This window comes from Polaribacter tangerinus, from assembly GCF_038024095.1.
GTDB classification, from domain to species: Bacteria; Bacteroidota; Bacteroidia; order Flavobacteriales; family Flavobacteriaceae; genus Polaribacter; species Polaribacter tangerinus.
The window spans coordinates 969,004-987,410 of the sequence record NZ_CP150668.1; the positions used below are offsets into that span (position 1 = coordinate 969,004).

Below are 18,407 nucleotides of genomic sequence, written 5' to 3' on the forward strand. Positions count from 1 at the left end.
TTATTGTTATTAATTAGGAAGACAAATATAAATTTATTAACTCAGATGCTTCTTTTTTTGCACTCCAATTTTTAACTATTTCTGCTCTTGCTTGTGTTCCTAAAAGTGGGAGTTTTCCTGATAATTTATTTGATAATATAGTTTCTAATTGCTGGCTATTTCCTGCCTCAAATAAATAACCGTTTTCTTTGTGCTTTATTAATGAAGAATGAACTCCTACATTTTTTGTAGCAATTACCGAGCACTCACAACTCATAGCCTCTGCAGTAACTAAAGAAAAACCCTCTGAATAACTAGGGCACACAACTATTTTTGCTGCTTGATAAAAAGAGACAATCTCTGGAGTTTCTTTTATAAAATATACTTGTTTTTCTATTTTATGTTTGATAGCAATAGCTTTTAACTGGTCTAAAAAAGCTGGCTTGTCTACTTTTCCAACAATAACCAACGCCCAATCTAAATTATTTTGCAGTACTTTAGCCGCCTCTAAAAGCACTAATTGCCCCTTGGCTTCTCTTACTCTGCCAGCGCATAAAATTATATTTTCTTGAGATACCTGTTCGATGGTAACTGCATCTTTAGAGAAAAATTTATCGACTCGAACACCATGACCAATAACGGTATTTTTTATACCCAGTTTTTTACCCATACTTGGTATAAGTGTAATTACTTTGTTAGCACTTTTTAAAAGTTTAAAGGTTAACTTAGAAGGTTTAGTTTCTGCATGCCTTGTAGCTATTAATGTAAACTTTGCACCAAATGCTCTGTAAATAAGCATTCTTATAATTTCATTATTTCTGTGGCAATGCACTATCACTTTTGCGTTTGAAAACAATATTCTTCTTAGTTGATATTTGGTTATATAATTACCAATTGCACCATAACCGAACAAATAACTATTAAATTTATCATCAAAAAAAGGCAGTACATTTTCTATACTTCTAGTAACACCTGTTCTGCGTTTATGAAAGTGGGTATGAATTAAAGTTGGTTTCAAAAAAAAGAGCTAGTATTTTAAGGTTATTTTTTAAAGAAATTTTCGTGCAACAATATCCATAAAACGTGTTTCAAGCTCCTCGTAATTCTGCCAATTGTAATCTGGTTTTACCATTTTATTGATAAATTTCTTTGCTTCTTTTAAAGTTTTAAAAGAATTTAGTTGAGAAATTACCCTGTTAAAATCTTCCTGACTACCATCAAAAAGATTCTTTACAAAAGCAATTCTATCATTCAAACCTATCTGTATGTTTTTATGAAAAGAATCATTTAAAGAAACCTGATCTACAGTTTCAAATAAATTTGCCATTACATCTACCGAAATCGTATCTTTTAATTCTTCTTCTAAAGTTGGAGTACTCTTTTCTGGTTGTTCATTTGTGTGCTCTTTAGAGAGAATCTCCACTTTTTCTTCAAACATAAGATTCTCTAGTTCTTGAAACGGCTGTTCTATTTCTGTGGTTACTTCTACCTCTGCAGCCTCCTCATCACCTACCTCTAAATACTCATTTACCAAAGCGGTTTTATCTTCTTCTAAAAGTGGTTCTTCCATTAAAAAATCGTCTCCAGCCTCTGCATCTAACTTTTCATTTTCAACTTCTAAATATTCATTCTGTGGCACTTCAACTTTATCTGCAATATTGATGTTATCAACCTGAGTTTCGCTCAAAATAATATCCGACGAATCTTGTAAGTTAGCATCATGAAGCTGCTTTTTATCTAAAGCTGTACTCACCTCATTTAGTAGAGTTTCTTTTGTTTTTTCTAAATTTGGTGTTGTAGTTACATATTCTTCTACAAATGCCAATAAAGATAATTTTTCATAAATTTCTTGTGCTTTCAGTTTAAGTGCAAAGACATCTTCTTTATTTTTCATCTGTAAGAGGCTATGCGCTAAACTCATTAAATCGGCCTGTAATTTTTTGTGCATAAGTTGTAGATTGAGGTTATTTTTTCCTAGTAATTATTCATAAATTTGTTGATGTACAAAGTAAATCAAAAAAATAATTATCTAAAGCCTAAAATTACAAAATGTTTCTTGAAAATACAGTAAATCATACAGAACAATTTGGTTGGATAGAAGTAATCTGTGGCTCTATGTTTTCGGGAAAAACAGAAGAATTAATAAGACGATTAAAGCGTTCTCAGTTTGCAAAACAACGAGTAGAAATATTTAAACCTGCCTTAGATACCCGCTATGACGATGATGAAGTTGTTTCTCATAACGACACTAGAATTCGCTCTACACCTGTTCCGGCATCTTCGAATATAAGGCTACTTGCCAATAATGTTGATGTGGTAGGTATTGATGAAGCGCAATTTTTTGATGATGAAATAGTGGTGGTTTGTAATGATCTAGCCAATAGAGGTATTCGTGTAATTGTGGCTGGTTTAGATATGGATTTTAAAGGAAATCCGTTTGGACCAATGCCCGCTTTAATGGCTACTGCAGAATATGTTACCAAAGTACATGCTGTATGTACGCATACAGGTAACTTAGCACACTATAGTTTTAGAAAAGCTCAAAATGACAAGATTGTAATGTTAGGCGAAATGCAAGAATATGAACCCTTAAGCAGAGCTGCATATTACAAAGCCATGCAACAACAAAAGGAACAATCAACACAATTAAAATCAGAAAAAACAATTAAAAAAGAGTTGTAAAAAAAGTATTGAAAGTTAGTAAATACAAGAATGTAAGATAAAGCCATGAACAATCACGTAACTGTTTTAGAAATTGATGCCGCTGCATTAAATCATAATCTAAACTATTTTAAAGAAAAGCTTCAGCAAAACACCAAAATATTGGCAGTGGTAAAGGCTTTTGGTTACGGAAGTGATGGTGTGCTAGTTGCAAAATATCTAGAAAATAAAGTGGATTACTTTGCTGTTGCATACACTCATGAAGGAATTGCGTTAAGAGATGCTGGTGTAAAAACCCCAATATTAGTGTTGCATCCACAGATTCAAAACTTACAAGATATTGTTACATACAGGCTAGAACCAAATCTTTATAATTTTAAAATTTTTGAGGCTTTTTTAGAATTTGCAGACGAAGCACCTCTTATAAATTACCCCATACATATAAAGTTTAATACAGGCTTAAACAGACTTGGGTTTTGGCATACAGACATTCCTGTAATAATTGCGAGTCTCAAAAAAACAACGCATGTAAAGGTACAGTCTCTATTTTCTCATTTAGCTGCAAGCGAAGATTTAGAAGAGCAAGAATTTACCGTCAATCAAATTAATAATTTTGCCTACATAGCTCAACAGTTTTATAAACATTTAGGGTATGAACCAATGCTACATATTTTAAATACATCTGGCGTGGTAAATTATGCAAAAGCACAATTTGATATGGTACGAATTGGTATTGGGTTGTACGGCTTTGGAAACGATGATACTGAAACTGCACAGTTAAAAAATACACACAATTTAAAATCTATTATTTCTCAAATACATACTATACAACCTGGTGAAACTGTTGGTTACAACAGAGCTTTTGTTGCGAAAAGAATTACCAAAAGTGCTACCATACCTATTGGTCATGCAGATGGCTTATCTAGAAAACTAGGAAACAAAGCTGGCCATGTAATTATAAATGGCAAAAAAGCACCTATTATTGGCAACGTTTGTATGGATATGATTATGGTAAATGTAACTAAAATTGACTGTAAAGAGGGAGACGATGTTATCATTTTTAACACTCAAGAAATGTTGCAAAATATTGCCGATCTTTCAGAAACTATTGTTTATGAAACACTAACTGCTATTTCTCCAAGAATTAAAAAAATGTTAAAACAATAATTTTTTTATTACATTAGCTACTTTATAACTAATTAAATATATTAAAAATGGGAATGCTTAAAGAGTTTAAAGACTTTGCAATGAAGGGAAACCTTGTAGATATTGCAGTAGGTTTTGTAATGGGTGCAGCTTTTAAACAAGTTGTTACGTCTTTTACTGGAGGAATTGTTTCTCCATTAATCGGTTTAATTTTTAATACAGATCTTAAAGATTTAAAATGGATTGTAAAAGAAGGTCTTGCAGACGAAACCGGTAATGTTGTTGGTGAAGTAGCTGTTTTATACGGTGATTTCTTAACAAATGTTATCGACTTTATTATTGTTGCATTTGTAATGTTCTTAATTGTAAAGGGCGTTAATGCTACTAAGAAGAAAGAAGAACCTGCACCAGAGGCTCCAAAAGGACCTAGTCAAGAAGAATTATTAGCAGAAATTAGAGACCTTTTGGCTAAAAAATAAGAAACTACTTACTAGTTTTAAAAAAATCCTGAGTTTTTACTCAGGATTTTTTTTACCTTTTAAAATAGCTAAAAAACCGTCTCTATCAATCTCCTTTGCACCCAAACTTGCTAAATGATCGTTATAAACCTGACAATCTATAACCTTATATTTCTTTGTTTTTACCAAATGAATAAAAGCCAATTTAGAAGCGTTAGACACTTTAGAGAACATACTTTCTCCACAAAAAACAGCCCCAACTTCCACACCATATAAACCACCTACTAAAACAGAATCTTGCCATATTTCTATTGATTTTGCTACACCCTTTTTGTGCAAATTTATATATGCTTGTTCCATTTCATCGGTTATCCACGTACCAAACTCATCTTTTCGATTCACACTTTTGCAATTGTAAATAACCTCCTCAAAAGCCTTATTTTCAGTAATTTCAAAAGTATTATTACGAATAACTTTACGCATCGACTTAGAAATTTTTAAATTCTTAGGAAAGAGCACCATCCTTTTAAAAGGGCAATACCAAACAATTGGCTCACCATCGCAATACCATGGAAAAATACCATTAGAATAAGCCACTATTAATCTATCTACAGATAAGTCTCCTCCTAGAGCAATAATTCCTTCTTTTGATGTATCTTTATATGGCGGAAATACTAATTTATCCGTTAACCAAATCATTCCCCTACTGTATTAAAGTGAGTTGCAAAATTACTGAATTCTTAAAAAACAGTTAATCTGAAATTCCATAGATAATTATTGATAAAATGTCACTATTTTTGCAACTTTAAAAGAATATTCCCTTGAACAAAAAGCTAAAAAAAAGAAAGAAAAAAACAGCCTTCATTGGTAAAAGGCTTCATAATTATTATGGCAGAACAGGCTTTTACTTATTTGTTTGGGAAAGTGTAAAAAAAGCATTTTTACCAATTGCCTTAGTAGTAATAGGGCTTTTCTTTTTTAACAAATATGTTTTTGACATAAACCAAGGCCTAGAAAATATTACAAATACTTTTTCTAGAGTCGGCGTTCTTATTACTTTTTTTGTATCAGAAACTATTTTTGGCCTTATACCTCCAGAAATTTTTATAGCTTGGACCAAAAAAACTGCACATCCAATTTTAAATTTATCCATTCTAGCAACCCTGTCATATACTGGTGGCTTACTTTCTTATTTTTTAGGAAAAACAACCTTAAAAATTAAATCAGTAAAAAATTATTTAGAAGTTAAAATCGCAGAAAACTTAAAAAACACAAAAAAATGGGGTGGTTTTTTAATATTAGTTGGTGCACTGCTTCCACTTCCTTTTGCAATTGCATGTTTTGCTGCAGGAATGATTAAATATCCTTTTAGAAACGTAGCTATTTTTGGCATATTCAGATTTTTACGCTTCGCAATTTATGCGTGGGCAATTTTTAAAGTCGTAACATAATACCTTACATTTGCAGTATGGGACTAACAAATAATGACATTTTAAAAAAATTACGAGTTGCACACAAACTTCGTGATACAGACATTGTAGCAATTTGTGCTTTAGTAGATTTTAAAGTTTCTAAAGCAGAATTAGGGGCACTTTTTAGAAGCGAAGATCATGATAAATATGTAGAATGTGGAGATCAAATTTTAAGAAACTTTCTAAACGGACTAATCATTCATCTTCGGGGACCAATGCCAAAGAAAGTTGAAAAAAAGTAAAACATAAAAAAAAGGTTAGACAAGTCTAACCTTTTTTTTATGTTTTGAAAAAACCTACATTGCTGCGTCTATTTTTCCTGTATAAGTATTTTTTGGAGCAACACCAACTTGCTTATCTACTACTTCTCCATTTTTAAATATAAGTACTGTTGGTATATTTCTCACACCATATTTAGCTGCGAACTCTTGGTTTGCGTCTACATCTACCTTACCAACTACGGCTTTCCCTTCATAATCATTATGAATTTCATCAACAATAGGTCCAACCATTCTACAAGGTCCACACCAAGCTGCCCAAAAGTCTACCAATACTGGTTTGTCTGATTTTAATACAATTTCTTCGAAATTTGCATCTGTAATTTCTAATGCCATTTTATATTTTTTATAGTTAATTCAATTTTCGATAGCCAAAAATACATATTTTTTTTAGATTCAATATTTTATAAAAATTGCTTTTTACTATATATCTATCAATGGTACTTATTATAACCAACCAAATTTATGTGGTATAAAGAACTTAAAAAATTGCAGAAGCTATTTTTTTTATGTTCGAAGACTTCCCCATAGAATAGTAGTGTAAAACAGGTACTCCTGCTGCTAATAGTTCTTTAGACTGAGCTATTGCCCAAGAAACGCCTACCTCTCGAACTGCTGCATTTGTTGAACATTTTTCTACTTCTAAAATTAATTCTTCTGGTAAATCTATTCTAAAAACTTGAGGTAAAATTTGTAAGTGACGTTTTACAGCTATCGGCTTAATACCTGGTATAATTGGTACCGTAATACCTATTGCTCTGGCAGCTTTTACAAACTCAAAATACTTTTTGTTATCAAAAAACATCTGTGTTACTACATAATCTGCACCCGCTTTTACCTTTTCTTTCAAACGTTTTAAATCGGTTTGTAAAGACGGAGCCTCTAAATGTTTTTCAGGATACCCGGCAACGCCAATACAAAAATCAGCTTTATTTTCTGCTTCAATAACATCATGTAAATATTTTCCTTTATTTAAATTTTGAATTTGTGTTACCAAATCTTTTGCATATAAATGACCATTTTTACTGGGCTCAAAATATTTTTGATGACTCATCGCATCTCCTCTTAAAGCCATTACATTATCTATTCCTAAATAGTGACAATCTACCAATAAATATTCTGTTTCCTCTTTTGTAAAACCTCCGCACAATACATGTGGTACTGTATCAACCTCATATTTATGTTTAATTGCAGCACAAATACCCAAAGTTCCCGGACGCATTCTTGTCAATTTTCTGTCTAATAAACCAGCCTTTTCTACATAAACAAATTCTTCTCTAGAAGTAGTCACATCAATAAAAGGTGGCTTAAACTCCATTAAAGGATCTATATTATTATACAATTCTTTAATATTCTTTCCTTTTTTAGGTGGTATAATCTCAAAAGAAAACAAGGTTTTACCATCCGATTTACGTATGTGTTCTGTAATTTTCATTTCTTCGTTTTATATAATGGAATCTTATTATTTATTTTTTGTTGGCGTTCCCTAAAAAGGGCGCGCTTTTCACTATATCTTTTTAGTAATCATGTTGTTAAAATTTATTCATTCTTCACAAATTTAATGGCACTTATTACTAAAAAGGATGCCGTTTCAATCGCTAACGCACATTTCGTTATAACTACCTACTATTTAAACTTCTGCTAAAGAAGGATGTAACCATTTTTTTGCTTTTTCTTTAGTAATACCTTTTCGATTGGCATAGTCGATAACTTGGTCTTCGGTTATTTTACCCAATCCAAAATATTTTGCTTCTTTGTTTGCAAAATAATATCCAGAAACTGCTGCTGCTGGCCACATAGCCATGCTTTCCGTTAGGGTAACTCCTATTTGTTCTTCTACATCTAACAATTTCCAGATAGTTTCTTTTTCTAAATGATCTGGACATGCCGGATATCCTGGCGCAGGTCTTATTCCTTTGTATTCTTCTTTTATTAGTGCTTCATTCGTTAACTCTTCATCTGCAGAATAGCCCCAATGTTGCACCCGTACATTTTTATGTAAATACTCTGCCAAAGCCTCTGCAAACCTATCTGCTATTGCTTGTACCATTATTGCCGAATAGTCATCTTCTTTTTGTTGGTAGGTTGTTGCTAATTCTTGAGCACCAAAAATGGCAACACAAAAAGCACCTATATAATCTGTTTTTTTTGCTTCTTTTGGTGCAATAAAATCAGCCAAGGCAATATTTGGAACTTCCTTTCTTTTTGATAGTTGTTGTCGTAAAGTTCTAAAAACAGCAATCTCTTTTCCTTTTTTCTGAACAGAAATATCATCATCATTTACAGAATTTGCTTCAAAAAGTCCGAATACTGCTTTTGGTTTTAATAATTTCTTAGCTATTATTTGTTCTATTAAACTTAATGCTTCCTTGTAAAGAGTGGTGGCCTGTTCTCCAACTATTGTATCAGACAAGATATTTGGGAACTTTCCGTGCAAATCCCAACTTCTAAAAAAAGGACTCCAGTCTATAAACGGAACCAATTCTTTTATACTAAGTTGCGCTAAAACTTGAACACCAAGCTCATTCGGCTTTTTTATTTGGCTAGTTTCCCAGTTAATTTTATGCTTTCTTTTTCTGGCTTCATTAATTGAAATATAAGACTTTTCTTTACCTCGCTTTAAAAATTTATTACGAAAATGGTCGTATTCTTTTTTTAACTTTAAAGTATATTCTTTGTTTACTTTTTTATTTAATAAATCGCCAACTACCGTAACTGCTCTAGAGGCATCATTTACATGTACTACTGCATTTTTATATTGTGTATCTATTTTTACAGCTGTATGGGCTTTAGAAGTAGTTGCCCCACCAATTAATAAAGGAATTTTAAAATTCTGACGCTCCATTTCTTTGGCTAAATAAACCATTTCATCTAGAGAAGGAGTAATTAAACCACTCAAACCAATAGCATCTACTTGCTTTTCAATAGCTGTTTTAATTATCTTTTCTGGAGGCACCATAACTCCTAAATCTATAATTTCGTAGTTGTTGCAAGCCAACACTACACTCACAATATTTTTACCAATATCATGAACATCTCCTTTAACAGTTGCCATTAATATTTTACCAACAGGTTCTTTTTTATCTCCTTTTTCTGCTTCAATAAAAGGGTTTAAGTATCCTACAGCTTTCTTCATTACTCTAGCAGATTTCACTACCTGAGGTAAAAACATTTTTCCCGACCCAAATAAATCGCCTACTACATTCATACCAATCATTAAATGGCCTTCAATGACTTCTATTGGTGCAGACGCTTCTTGTCTTGCTTGTTCTACATCATCTATAATATAAGCGTCTATTCCTTTTACCAATGCATGCGTAATTCTGTCTTGTAAAGATTTATTTCTCCACGACAAATCTACTGTTTTGGCTATTTTAGAGCCTTTTACAGTTTCTGCAAAATCTAACAATTTTTCGGTAGCATCATCTCTTCTATCTAAAATTACATCCTCTACGTGTTCTAGTAAATTCTTCGGAATATCATCATAAACCTCTAACATTGCTGGGTTTACAATACCAATATTCATCCCTGCTTTAATTGCATGATATAAAAACACCGAATGCATAGCTTCTCGAACACCATTGTTTCCTCTAAATGAAAAGGATACATTGCTTACGCCGCCACTTACAGAAACATTTGGCAAATTTTCTCGAACCCATTTTGTTGCTTCTATAAAATCTATTGCGTTTCTTCTGTGCTCTTCCATACCAGTAGCAACAGGAAAAATATTTAAATCGAAAATAATATCTTCAGATGCAAAGTCGACTTTATTTACTAAAATATCATAAGACCTTTTGGCTATTTCAATTCTTCTTTGGTAATTATCAGCTTGTCCAATTTCATCAAAAGCCATTACAATTACTGCAGCTCCATACCGTTTTATTTGCTTTGCCTGCCAAATAAAACTCTCTTCTCCTTCTTTAAGAGAAATAGAATTTACAACACACTTACCCTGAACAACTTGAAGACCTGCTTCTATAATTTCCCACTTAGAGCTATCTATCATTATGGGCACTCTACAAATATCTGGCTCTGCTGCTATAAGATTTAAAAAACGAACCATGGCTTTTTTACCATCTATGAGTCCATCATCAAAATTCACATCAATTATTTGAGCTCCTCCATCTACTTGATGTCTTGCTATTTCTAAAGCTTCATCGTATTTCTCTTCATTTATTAGTCTTAAAAACTTCCTTGAACCAGCAACATTTGTTCGCTCTCCTACATTGATGAAATTGCTGTTTTCGTTTAAAATTAAAGGTTCTAAACCAGACAATCTCATGTATTTATTTTGCTTCACTTTCATCTTATTGCTAACATTTTAATTAGACCTTTCGACAGTGCTAAAGGTTACAACTTTACGAGGTTTATATTTTGCTGCAATATTTGCAATTTCTCTAATATGCTCTGGACTTGTACCACAACATCCTCCGATTATATTAATCAAATTTTTCTTTAAATATTCTTCTATTTGCTCACCCATTTCCTTTGGTGTTTCGTCATACTCACCAAAAGCATTTGGTAATCCTGCATTAGGGTGGGCAGATATTGCAAAATCTGTTTTATTAGCAATCGCCTCTAGGTGTGGTTGCAATAAATTGGCCCCTAAAGCACAGTTAAATCCTATAGATAATAATGGAATGTGTGATACTGATATTAAAAAAGCCTCTGCAGTTTGTCCAGACAAAGTTCTACCAGAGGCATCGGTTATAGTTCCGCTTAACATTATTGGAATAGATATCTTTTTTTCTTCTTTCACTTCTTCTATTGCGAATAAAGCTGCTTTTGCATTTAAAGTATCAAATACTGTTTCTACCAACAATACATCTACACCTCCATCTACTAAAGCGGTTACCTGTTCTTTATAGGCTTCACGTAATTCGCTGAAAGTTACTGCCCTAAAACCTGGATCATTTACATCTGGAGACATACTAGCTGTTCTGTTTGTAGGACCTATAGAACCAGCCACAAAACGTGGTTTGTGAGGTTCTTTTTTGGTAAATTCTGTAGCAACTTCTTTTGCTAGTTTTGCAGATTGATAGTTTAACTCATAAACCAAATGTTGCATATTATAGTCTGCCATTGCAATACTTGTAGATGAAAAGGTGTTGGTTTCTATAATATCTGCACCAGCCTCAAAATATTTTGCGTGTATGGTTTTTATGGCTGCTGGTTGTGTTAACGAAAGTAAGTCGTTATTACCTTGCAAAGAACTAGGATAATCTTTAAAGCGATTTCCCCTGTAATCTTCTTCAGTAAATTTATAGGCTTGTAGCATAGTACCCATGGCACCATCTAAAACAAGAATTCGTTTATTTATTTCATCTGTAATAGTAGACATATTTTGACTTTTTTTTATATCAATATATGTCGTCAAGAAAGGAATATTTTTTTGAGGTTATCTGTCTAGAAAAAAATTAACATCGTTAACTGTAAACTTGTAGAATTTAGCACCTTTCTTTGGTAAGAGGTTGCTAAGGCTTCATTGGGTCTAATCCCTCTGCCTTTCGTGATAACATATAATTAATAAGTGAATGAACGCTGGTGTAAATATACTTAAAAAAGTGTTTTTTGTAAGATTATTTTCGATAAAATAATCGCTATTTTTTATGATTCTGGAGCCAATACAACCTCTAATCCTTCTAGTTGATCGTTTATCTGAATTTGACATCCTAATCTGCTGTTTTCTTGCACATGAAAAGCCTCTGCCAACATAGCATCTTCATCATCGGAAATTTCTGGTAGTTCGTGGTTAGAAACTACATAACATTGGCAAGAAGCACACATTGCCATACCACCACAAATACCAATTGTTCCTTCTTCTGCTAACTCATAAGAACGAACAACTTCCATTAAATTCATGGCCATATCTGTAGGTGCAACCACCTGGTGAACGACACCATTTCTGTCGGTAATTTTAATGTTAACGTCTTGCATTTTTGAGGTTATTATTTTTTTGCAAAGTTACAAAAAACCAACAATTTAAAAGGACAAAGCTTGTTCTAAATCTTCAATAATATCTTCAACATTTTCTAATCCTACAGAAACTCTAACCAATCCATCAGTTATACCAACTTGCAACCTATCTTCTTCAGATAAACGACCATGAGTAGTAGAGGCTGGATGCGTAACAATAGTTCGTGTATCTCCCAAATTAGCAGATAACGAACACATTTTTAATGCATCTAAAAATCTTCTTCCAGCGGCAATACCTCCCTTAATTTCAAACGCTACAATATTTCCCCCTAAAAGCATTTGCTTTTTGGCAATTTTGTATTGAGGATGCGACTTTAAAAATGGATATTTTACAAACTCAACAGCTTCGCTTTTTTCTAAAAATTCAGCTAATTTTAATGCATTTTCAGCATGTTTTTCAACTCTTACAGCAAGGGTTTCTAAACTTTTAGATAAAACCCACGCATTAAATGGAGACATGGCTGGACCTGTATTTCTCGCAAATAAGTAAATCTCTCTCATTAAATCTTTACTACCAACAGTTACACCGCCTAAAACCCTACCTTGACCATCTATAAGTTTTGTTGCTGAATGAATTACCAAATCTGCACCGAATTGTATTGGTTTTTGAACATAAGGAGTTGCAAAACAATTATCTACAATAAAAATAAGCTGGTGCTTTTTTGCAATTTTACCTAATAACGCTAAGTCTAAAATATCTACTGCAGGATTTGTAGGTGTTTCTACATATAAAATTTTAGTATTGTTTGTAATTAAGCTTTCTAAATTATCAACTTCATTTACTTTAAAGTAAGAAGTAGTAATATTCCACTTTGGTAAAAAATTTGTGAACATGCTGTGAGTAGAACCAAAAACAGAACGACAAGAAACCACATGATCTCCCGCATTTAAAAGTGCTGCAAAAGTGGTAAAAATAGCAGACATACCAGTAGCAAAAGCATACCCAGCTTCGGCGCCCTCCATAGCTACTATTTTGTCTGTAAATTCGGTAGTATTTGGATTGGTAAACCTACTGTATAAATTACGTTGCTTTTCCTCTGCAAATGAAGCTCTCATTTCTTCTGCATCTTCAAAAACAAAACTAGAGGTTAAATACAAAGGAGTAGAATGTTCTAAAAACTGTGTTCTCTCTGTTTGGTTTCTAATTGCTTGAGTTTCGAAATGTTTGCTCATTTTTTGTTCGTTATAAAAGTTGATATCTAATTATTATTTTTCGCCAATCTTAATACATCTCCAAAAACACCACGAGCGGTAACCTCGCTTCCTGCTCCTGCTCCCTGTATAACAAGTGGTTGCTCTCCGTAAGAAGATGTATAAATTTCGAATATTGCATCTGAACCTTTTAAGGACCCTAATGGAGAATCTTTAGCAACTGATACTAATTTAACAGCTAAATTTCCTTTTTCTTTAGATAAATCTCCACTTAATTCCCCAATATATCTTAGCACGTGATTTGGAGATTGCTGTTCCTTTTTTTGTTGATACTCATGGTTCATAACCTCTACATTATTTAAAAAATCATGAACGGCTCCTTCTCTTAAATTTTCTGGTATTAGATTTTCAACTTGTACATCATCCAATTCATTTTCTAACTCTAATTCTCTTGCCAAAATTAATAATTTTCGAGCCACATCATTACCTCCCAAATCTTCTCTTGGATCTGGCTCTGTATATCCTTTAGAAATAGCTGCTTTTAACACTTCTGAAAAAAGAATATTTTCTGATGAAAATGTATTAAATAAATAACTTAAACTACCAGAAAACACACCTCGTATTTTTGTAATATTTTCGCCAGATTCGTGTAATAATCTTATGGTATCTATTAGCGGTAAACCCGCACCTACATTAGTCTCATACAAATACTGCTTTTTAATTTTTTTTAAATTTTTTCTTAGTTCTCTGTAAAAATCAAATGATAAAGTATTGGCTATTTTATTACACGAAACCAAATCGAAACCTGCTTTTACTAATGGTATATAGTTTTGAACAAAAAGCTCGCTCGCTGTATTATCAATGGCTATTAAATTTTCTAGATGATGTTCATTTACATATTCTACCAAACTAGTTAAGTTGGTATTTTCTTCTCCGTAATTTTCTAAATCACTTTCCCAGTTTTTTGAAACTCCATCTCTTTGAAACAGTATTTTTTTTGAATTAGCGACAGCAAAAACATTCAATTGAATTTTTCTGCGCTCTAGTATAGCTTGTTTACTTTCTAAAATTTGTTCAATTAAAGTAGAACCAACCAATCCTTTTCCAAAAATAGCGATATTCACTTTTTTTGAAACGCCAAAAATCTGACCATGAATAACATTTACCGCTTTATGTAACGACGTTCTATTTACAACCAAACTCACATTTTTACCAGTAATTGTATTATTAAACAACACAGGTACTATTTGGTTTTTTATCAATGCATTATATGGATGATGAAACTCACTTAAATCTTGACCGATAATTGAAATTACAGCTACATTGTCCATTATAGAAATCTGACTTACATCTTGTGAGTAAAAATCATTTTCAAATTCTTTTTCTAACGCTACAACAGCATCAGATGCCTTATCTGAATCTATTATTAAACCAATACCTCTTTCAGAAGAACCCTGAGAAATAATACTTACACTAATATTATGATTGCTTAAGGCTTTAAAAATTCTAGCATCTACACCAACTTTTCCAAGCAATCCTCTACCTTCAAAATTTACCAAAGAAACATTTTCTATAGTAGCAATTGACTTAATTCCTTTTTCAGATGATTTCGCTGTAATTAATGTTCCTTTATCTTTTTTATCAAACGTATTTAAAATTCTTAAATTAATATTTTTCTCCAATAGCGGTATGATAGTTTTTGCATGTAAAACTGTAGTACCAAAGTTTGCTAATTCGTTTGCCTCTGAAAAAGAAAGCTGCTCAATTTTTTTGGCATCTTTAACAAAGTCTGGGTTTGCAGTATAAATTCCACTAACATGAGTGTAATTTCTTAACTCATCTGCATCTAAATAGTTTGCCAATAATGCTGCAGTGTAATTGCTACCATTTCTACCCAATGTTGTGGTATCACCTTTTTTATTGGAAGAAATAAAACCAGTAACTATTTGTAATGAACTTGAATTGTTTTTAAAATGAGTTGTTACATTTTCTAAAGAAAGTGACTGAATTGGTTGCGCATTCCCAAAATTATTATCTGTAAAAATTAATTTTCTTGCATCTGTTGCAGTTGCAGAAATTCCCTTTTTTTGAAGTAGACTAGCAATTAATTTTACTGCCATTAATTCTCCTTGTGCCAACACCTCATCTTTAACTTTCTTGCTATAATCTCCTAATAAAAATACCCCACCAAATATTGTTTTAAGAGTTGTAAACTCTCCCGAAAAATCAACTGAATTGTCTGGTAATTTTTGATATTCTTTTAGTTGGCTAAACAACTCTTTGTAGTCTTTCTTTTTTGCTGCTACTTCCAAAATATTTTCTAAAATATTTGTAGTGTTTCCTCTTGCAGATGCAACTACCGTAATTTTTTCGCCTTTGGCATGTAATTCTGAAATTATTTCTATAGTAGTTTTAATTCCTTTTCCGTTAGATAGAGAGGTGCCTCCAAACTTTAATATTTTCATCTTCTTTTCTCTATAATTTTTATTAAAAATAGGAGCTATTATTTTTTCCAACTGATCATATTCCATTAAAAATGCGTCATGCCCATGAACAGACTTAATCTCTTTATAGGTGACATTTTCTTTTGTTAATGCTACTTTTTTATAGGTTTCACGATTTTCATCAGCAGTAAAAAACAAATCAGAATCGACACCAATTATATGAATATTGGCAGATATTTTATCTAAAATTTCACTTTTTGTCTTTCCTCCTTTAGTGATATCAATTGTTTTTAATAACTGATTCATGAGCTTATAAGAAGACAATTGATAACGTTCTTGAAGCTTTTTTCCGTGATGTAAAAGCCAGCTCTCTACATTAAAAATATCTGATTCGCTATTTTTTGTACGCTTAAATCTTTCATTAAAAGAAGCTGGTGTTCTATAGCAAAGCATTGCGTGCATCCTTGCATCATGAACAGGGTTTTTTGAGTTTACTAAAAACTGTTCTTGAATTTGACAATTAGCAATTAACCAATCGGTAGACTTCCAATCGGTAGCAATGGGCAAAAAATTATCTGCTATTTCATTGTCTATAACAAGCATTTCCCATGCAATACCACCACCTAATGAACCACCGATTACAGCAAATAATCGAGTTACTTTTAACTCTTTTAATCCTAAAAGAAAAATTCTTGCAACATCTCTGGCGATAAAGTCTTTATAATTTTCAATTAAAAAACCATCATACCCATTTCCAGGAATATTAAATGCTAAAACAGAATATTTTTGAGTATCAATTACTTTATTTTCTCCTACAATTTTACTCCACCAACCCTGTACACCAGCAACATTACTATTACCAGTTAAAGCATGGTTTATTAAAACCACTGGAGCACTTCCTAATGGCTTTCCAAACACTTGGTAACTTAGGTTTAAACTCGGTAGCAAGGTCCCTAATTCTGTTCTAAAATTATGAATCTCTAAGCGCTGTAGCTCATTTTTCATCAGTAAAAAAACTTTAACATGGGAGTAAAATCATTTTTAACTCCCATGCTTATTTATATTTCTTTAAAAGCTGCTTTTAAATCTGCCTTTAAATCTTCTAAATCTTCAATACCTACAGACAAACGAATTAAGTCTTGACCAACACCCGCAGAAGCTTGTTCCACATCATTTAACTGTTGATGAGTGGTACTTGCCGGATGAATAATTAAAGATTTAGTATCTCCAATATTTGCTAATAAAGAGAATACCTTTGTTTTATCTGCAATTGCTTTGGCTGCCTCATATCCCTTTTTAGGACCAAAAGTTACTATTCCACTTTGTCCCTTTGGTAAATATTTATTCGCCAAATTATGGTATTTGTTACTCTTTAAACCAGGATAATTTACCCAAGCAACCTCATCTTGCTCCTCTAACCATTGGGCCAATGCCATTGCATTTTCTGAATGTTTTTTTATACGAACAGGTAGAGTTTCTAAACCTTGTATAATATTAAAGGCATTTGTTGGACTTAATGCTCCACCAAAATCTCTTAACCCTTCTAGAATTAGTTTAAAAGCATAGGATGCAGCACCCAAAGTCTCATAATACTTTAAGCCGTGATACCCAGCAGAAGGCTCTGTAAATTCAGGAAATTTACCGTTTGCCCAATTAAACGTTCCAGCATCGATAATGGCACCACCCAATGAGGTTCCTTGCCCACCAATATATTTGGTTAAAGAATGTATTACTATGTCTGCACCGTACTTTATGGGATTTAACAACACTGGTGTTGCCACAGTATTGTCTACTATAAAAGGAACTCCCGCTTTTTTTGATTCTTTTGAAATGGCTTCCAAATCTAAAACGTCTAACTTTGGGTTCCCTAAAGATTCAACAAAAAAAGCTCTGGTATTCTCTTGTACTGCTTCCTCAAAGTTTTTAGGGTTTGATGCATCTACAAAAGTAGTGGTAATTCCAAATCTTGGTAATGTTACACTTAATAAATTATAAGTTCCACCGTACAAGCTACTTGAAGCAACAATGTGATCTCCAGCTTTTAAAAGAGTTAACAAACCTGTAGAAATTGCAGACGTACCAGAGGCAAATACAACAGCGCCAATACCTCCTTCTAAAGCAGCCAATCTATCCTGTAAAATTTGATTGGTTGGGTTGTTTAAGCGTGTGTAAATAAACCCTAATTCTTTTAATGAAAAAAGATTAGCAGCATGTTCGGAATTGTTAAAAACATACGATGTTGTTTGATAAATAGGAACCGCTCTTGTACCTCCGTTAATAGTTACGTCGTGTCCTGCGTGCAACGCGTTAGTTGCAAATTTTAATGTACTCATTTTTCTGTTTTTTTGAGTTAATAAATGATTAAAACAAAAGTCAAATGCATTAGTTTTAAACCAATGTATCTACAAGAAAAATGTTATGAAGAAAAATAGAAAATTTCAGAATATGAAAGATTCTTTTTTGTTATCTATCCAATTATAAAATTGAGTAGAATTTAGCACCTTCTTTACTTGTAAAGGGTTGCTAAGGTTTCGTAGGGTCTAATCCCTCCACCTTTCTTGATAACATTTCAATAAGATATTGAACTTTGTGAGTGCAAATATTGCAACAGAAAAAGTTAGTATGCAAGTAAAAAGTAATCTTTTTTTAAATAAATATTAGAATCACAAAAATTAAGGTATCAAATTTACAATAGTGTAATATCTATATTCGAAACGCACTCTAAATTATTTATTGATGATAGTATCACAAAATATTATCACAAAAAATAGGGCATTTTAATTTTATAATGTAACTTTGCAAGCATATTAAAGAGGAAAAATTTGAACTGATTGCAACCTC

At 32.3% G+C, this 18,407-nt stretch carries 16 protein-coding genes and 2 riboswitches; of the genes, 5 read left to right on the forward strand and 11 right to left on the reverse strand.

Annotation, left to right across the window (positions count from 1 at the left end):
* Positions 1-13 precede the first annotated feature (13 nt).
* Together WHD54_RS04350 and WHD54_RS04355 are read right to left on the reverse strand one after the other, a co-directional pair.
* The gene (locus WHD54_RS04350) at positions 14-997 is read right to left on the reverse strand and encodes a glycosyltransferase family 4 protein (protein WP_088324403.1); all 984 of its coding nucleotides are present in this window, start codon (positions 995-997) and stop codon (positions 14-16) included.
* 30 nt (positions 998-1,027) lie between these two features.
* Positions 1,028-1,927, reverse strand: a complete 900-nt coding sequence (locus WHD54_RS04355) for a hypothetical protein (protein ID WP_088324402.1) — start codon at positions 1,925-1,927, stop codon at positions 1,028-1,030.
* A 101-nt stretch (positions 1,928-2,028) separates the two neighbouring features.
* Here WHD54_RS04355 and WHD54_RS04360 point away from each other — a divergent pair, with 101 nt between their 5' ends.
* The 3 genes from WHD54_RS04360 to mscL are packed head-to-tail and all read left to right on the forward strand — an operon-like array spanning position 2,029 to position 4,265.
* Positions 2,029-2,661 carry a thymidine kinase gene (locus tag WHD54_RS04360; RefSeq protein WP_088324401.1) on the forward strand — a complete coding sequence of 211 codons (633 nt, stop codon included), beginning with the start codon at positions 2,029-2,031 and terminating at the stop codon, positions 2,659-2,661.
* A 45-nt stretch (positions 2,662-2,706) separates the two neighbouring features.
* Complete coding sequence (gene alr, locus WHD54_RS04365) at positions 2,707-3,807, forward strand: alanine racemase (RefSeq protein WP_088324400.1); 1,101 nt, start codon at positions 2,707-2,709, stop codon at positions 3,805-3,807.
* 53 nt (positions 3,808-3,860) lie between these two features.
* Positions 3,861-4,265 carry a large conductance mechanosensitive channel protein MscL gene (gene mscL, locus WHD54_RS04370; protein ID WP_198943164.1) on the forward strand — a complete coding sequence of 135 codons (405 nt, stop codon included), beginning with the start codon at positions 3,861-3,863 and terminating at the stop codon, positions 4,263-4,265.
* Positions 4,266-4,301: 36 nt separating this feature from the next.
* Here mscL and aat read toward each other — a convergent pair whose 3' ends face one another.
* Complete coding sequence (aat, locus tag WHD54_RS04375; RefSeq protein ID WP_088324398.1) at positions 4,302-4,943, reverse strand: leucyl/phenylalanyl-tRNA--protein transferase; 642 nt, start codon at positions 4,941-4,943, stop codon at positions 4,302-4,304.
* 122 nt (positions 4,944-5,065) lie between these two features.
* Between aat and WHD54_RS04380 the strand changes: the two genes are divergently transcribed.
* Together WHD54_RS04380 and WHD54_RS04385 are read left to right on the forward strand one after the other, a co-directional pair.
* Positions 5,066-5,695 (forward strand): YqaA family protein, encoded by a 630-nt coding sequence (locus WHD54_RS04380; RefSeq protein WP_088324397.1) that lies wholly within the window; start codon positions 5,066-5,068, stop codon positions 5,693-5,695.
* Positions 5,696-5,712: 17 nt separating this feature from the next.
* The gene (locus tag WHD54_RS04385; protein WP_088324396.1) at positions 5,713-5,958 is read left to right on the forward strand and encodes a DUF1456 family protein; all 246 of its coding nucleotides are present in this window, start codon (positions 5,713-5,715) and stop codon (positions 5,956-5,958) included.
* 54 nt (positions 5,959-6,012) lie between these two features.
* On the opposite strand, the gene trxA is transcribed toward WHD54_RS04385, so the two are convergent.
* From trxA to WHD54_RS04425, 8 genes are all read right to left on the reverse strand, one after another.
* Positions 6,013-6,330 (reverse strand): thioredoxin, encoded by a 318-nt coding sequence (trxA, locus tag WHD54_RS04390; RefSeq protein ID WP_088324395.1) that lies wholly within the window; start codon positions 6,328-6,330, stop codon positions 6,013-6,015.
* A gap of 145 nt (positions 6,331-6,475) precedes the next feature.
* Positions 6,476-7,429, reverse strand: a complete 954-nt coding sequence (metF, locus tag WHD54_RS04395; protein ID WP_088324394.1) for a methylenetetrahydrofolate reductase [NAD(P)H] — start codon at positions 7,427-7,429, stop codon at positions 6,476-6,478.
* 195 nt (positions 7,430-7,624) lie between these two features.
* The gene (gene metH / locus WHD54_RS04400; RefSeq protein ID WP_088324393.1) at positions 7,625-10,300 is read right to left on the reverse strand and encodes a methionine synthase; all 2,676 of its coding nucleotides are present in this window, start codon (positions 10,298-10,300) and stop codon (positions 7,625-7,627) included.
* A 15-nt stretch (positions 10,301-10,315) separates the two neighbouring features.
* The gene (locus WHD54_RS04405; protein ID WP_088324392.1) at positions 10,316-11,335 is read right to left on the reverse strand and encodes a homocysteine S-methyltransferase family protein; all 1,020 of its coding nucleotides are present in this window, start codon (positions 11,333-11,335) and stop codon (positions 10,316-10,318) included.
* Positions 11,336-11,389: 54 nt separating this feature from the next.
* Positions 11,390-11,513, reverse strand: a riboswitch (SAM riboswitch).
* An 88-nt stretch (positions 11,514-11,601) separates the two neighbouring features.
* Entirely contained in the window at positions 11,602-11,931 is a 330-nt protein-coding gene (locus WHD54_RS04410; RefSeq protein WP_088324391.1) for a 2Fe-2S iron-sulfur cluster-binding protein, read from the reverse strand.
* A gap of 45 nt (positions 11,932-11,976) precedes the next feature.
* Positions 11,977-13,143, reverse strand: a complete 1,167-nt coding sequence (locus WHD54_RS04415; protein ID WP_088324390.1) for an O-succinylhomoserine sulfhydrylase — start codon at positions 13,141-13,143, stop codon at positions 11,977-11,979.
* Positions 13,144-13,169: 26 nt separating this feature from the next.
* Positions 13,170-16,571, reverse strand: a complete 3,402-nt coding sequence (gene thrA, locus WHD54_RS04420) for a bifunctional aspartate kinase/homoserine dehydrogenase I (RefSeq protein WP_088324389.1) — start codon at positions 16,569-16,571, stop codon at positions 13,170-13,172.
* Between the two features lie 53 nt (positions 16,572-16,624).
* A complete protein-coding gene (locus tag WHD54_RS04425; protein WP_088324388.1) occupies positions 16,625-17,899 on the reverse strand; it encodes an O-acetylhomoserine aminocarboxypropyltransferase/cysteine synthase family protein in 1,275 nt (424 codons plus the stop codon).
* A gap of 127 nt (positions 17,900-18,026) precedes the next feature.
* Positions 18,027-18,134, reverse strand: a riboswitch (SAM riboswitch).
* Between the last annotated feature and the right edge of the window lie 273 nt (positions 18,135-18,407).

What these genes read in the sequence shown, in the direction of transcription:
- trxA (WP_088324395.1), bottom strand. Translation starts at nt 6,330, where the DNA reads ATGGCATTAGAAATTACAGATGCAAATTTCGAAGAAATTGTATTAAAA.
- alr (WP_088324400.1), top strand. Translation starts at nt 2,707, where the DNA reads ATGAACAATCACGTAACTGTTTTAGAAATTGATGCCGCTGCATTAAAT.
- metF (WP_088324394.1), bottom strand. Translation starts at nt 7,429, where the DNA reads ATGAAAATTACAGAACACATACGTAAATCGGATGGTAAAACCTTGTTT.
- thrA (WP_088324389.1), bottom strand. Translation starts at nt 16,571, where the DNA reads ATGAAAAATGAGCTACAGCGCTTAGAGATTCATAATTTTAGAACAGAA.
- WHD54_RS04425 (WP_088324388.1), bottom strand. Translation starts at nt 17,899, where the DNA reads ATGAGTACATTAAAATTTGCAACTAACGCGTTGCACGCAGGACACGAC.
- aat (WP_088324398.1), bottom strand. Translation starts at nt 4,943, where the DNA reads ATGATTTGGTTAACGGATAAATTAGTATTTCCGCCATATAAAGATACA.
- WHD54_RS04355 (WP_088324402.1), bottom strand. Translation starts at nt 1,927, where the DNA reads ATGCACAAAAAATTACAGGCCGATTTAATGAGTTTAGCGCATAGCCTC.
- metH (WP_088324393.1), bottom strand. Translation starts at nt 10,300, where the DNA reads ATGAAAGTGAAGCAAAATAAATACATGAGATTGTCTGGTTTAGAACCT.
- mscL (WP_198943164.1), top strand. Translation starts at nt 3,861, where the DNA reads ATGCTTAAAGAGTTTAAAGACTTTGCAATGAAGGGAAACCTTGTAGAT.
- WHD54_RS04415 (WP_088324390.1), bottom strand. Translation starts at nt 13,143, where the DNA reads ATGAGCAAACATTTCGAAACTCAAGCAATTAGAAACCAAACAGAGAGA.
- WHD54_RS04405 (WP_088324392.1), bottom strand. Translation starts at nt 11,335, where the DNA reads ATGTCTACTATTACAGATGAAATAAATAAACGAATTCTTGTTTTAGAT.
- WHD54_RS04410 (WP_088324391.1), bottom strand. Translation starts at nt 11,931, where the DNA reads ATGCAAGACGTTAACATTAAAATTACCGACAGAAATGGTGTCGTTCAC.
- WHD54_RS04360 (WP_088324401.1), top strand. Translation starts at nt 2,029, where the DNA reads ATGTTTCTTGAAAATACAGTAAATCATACAGAACAATTTGGTTGGATA.
- WHD54_RS04385 (WP_088324396.1), top strand. Translation starts at nt 5,713, where the DNA reads ATGGGACTAACAAATAATGACATTTTAAAAAAATTACGAGTTGCACAC.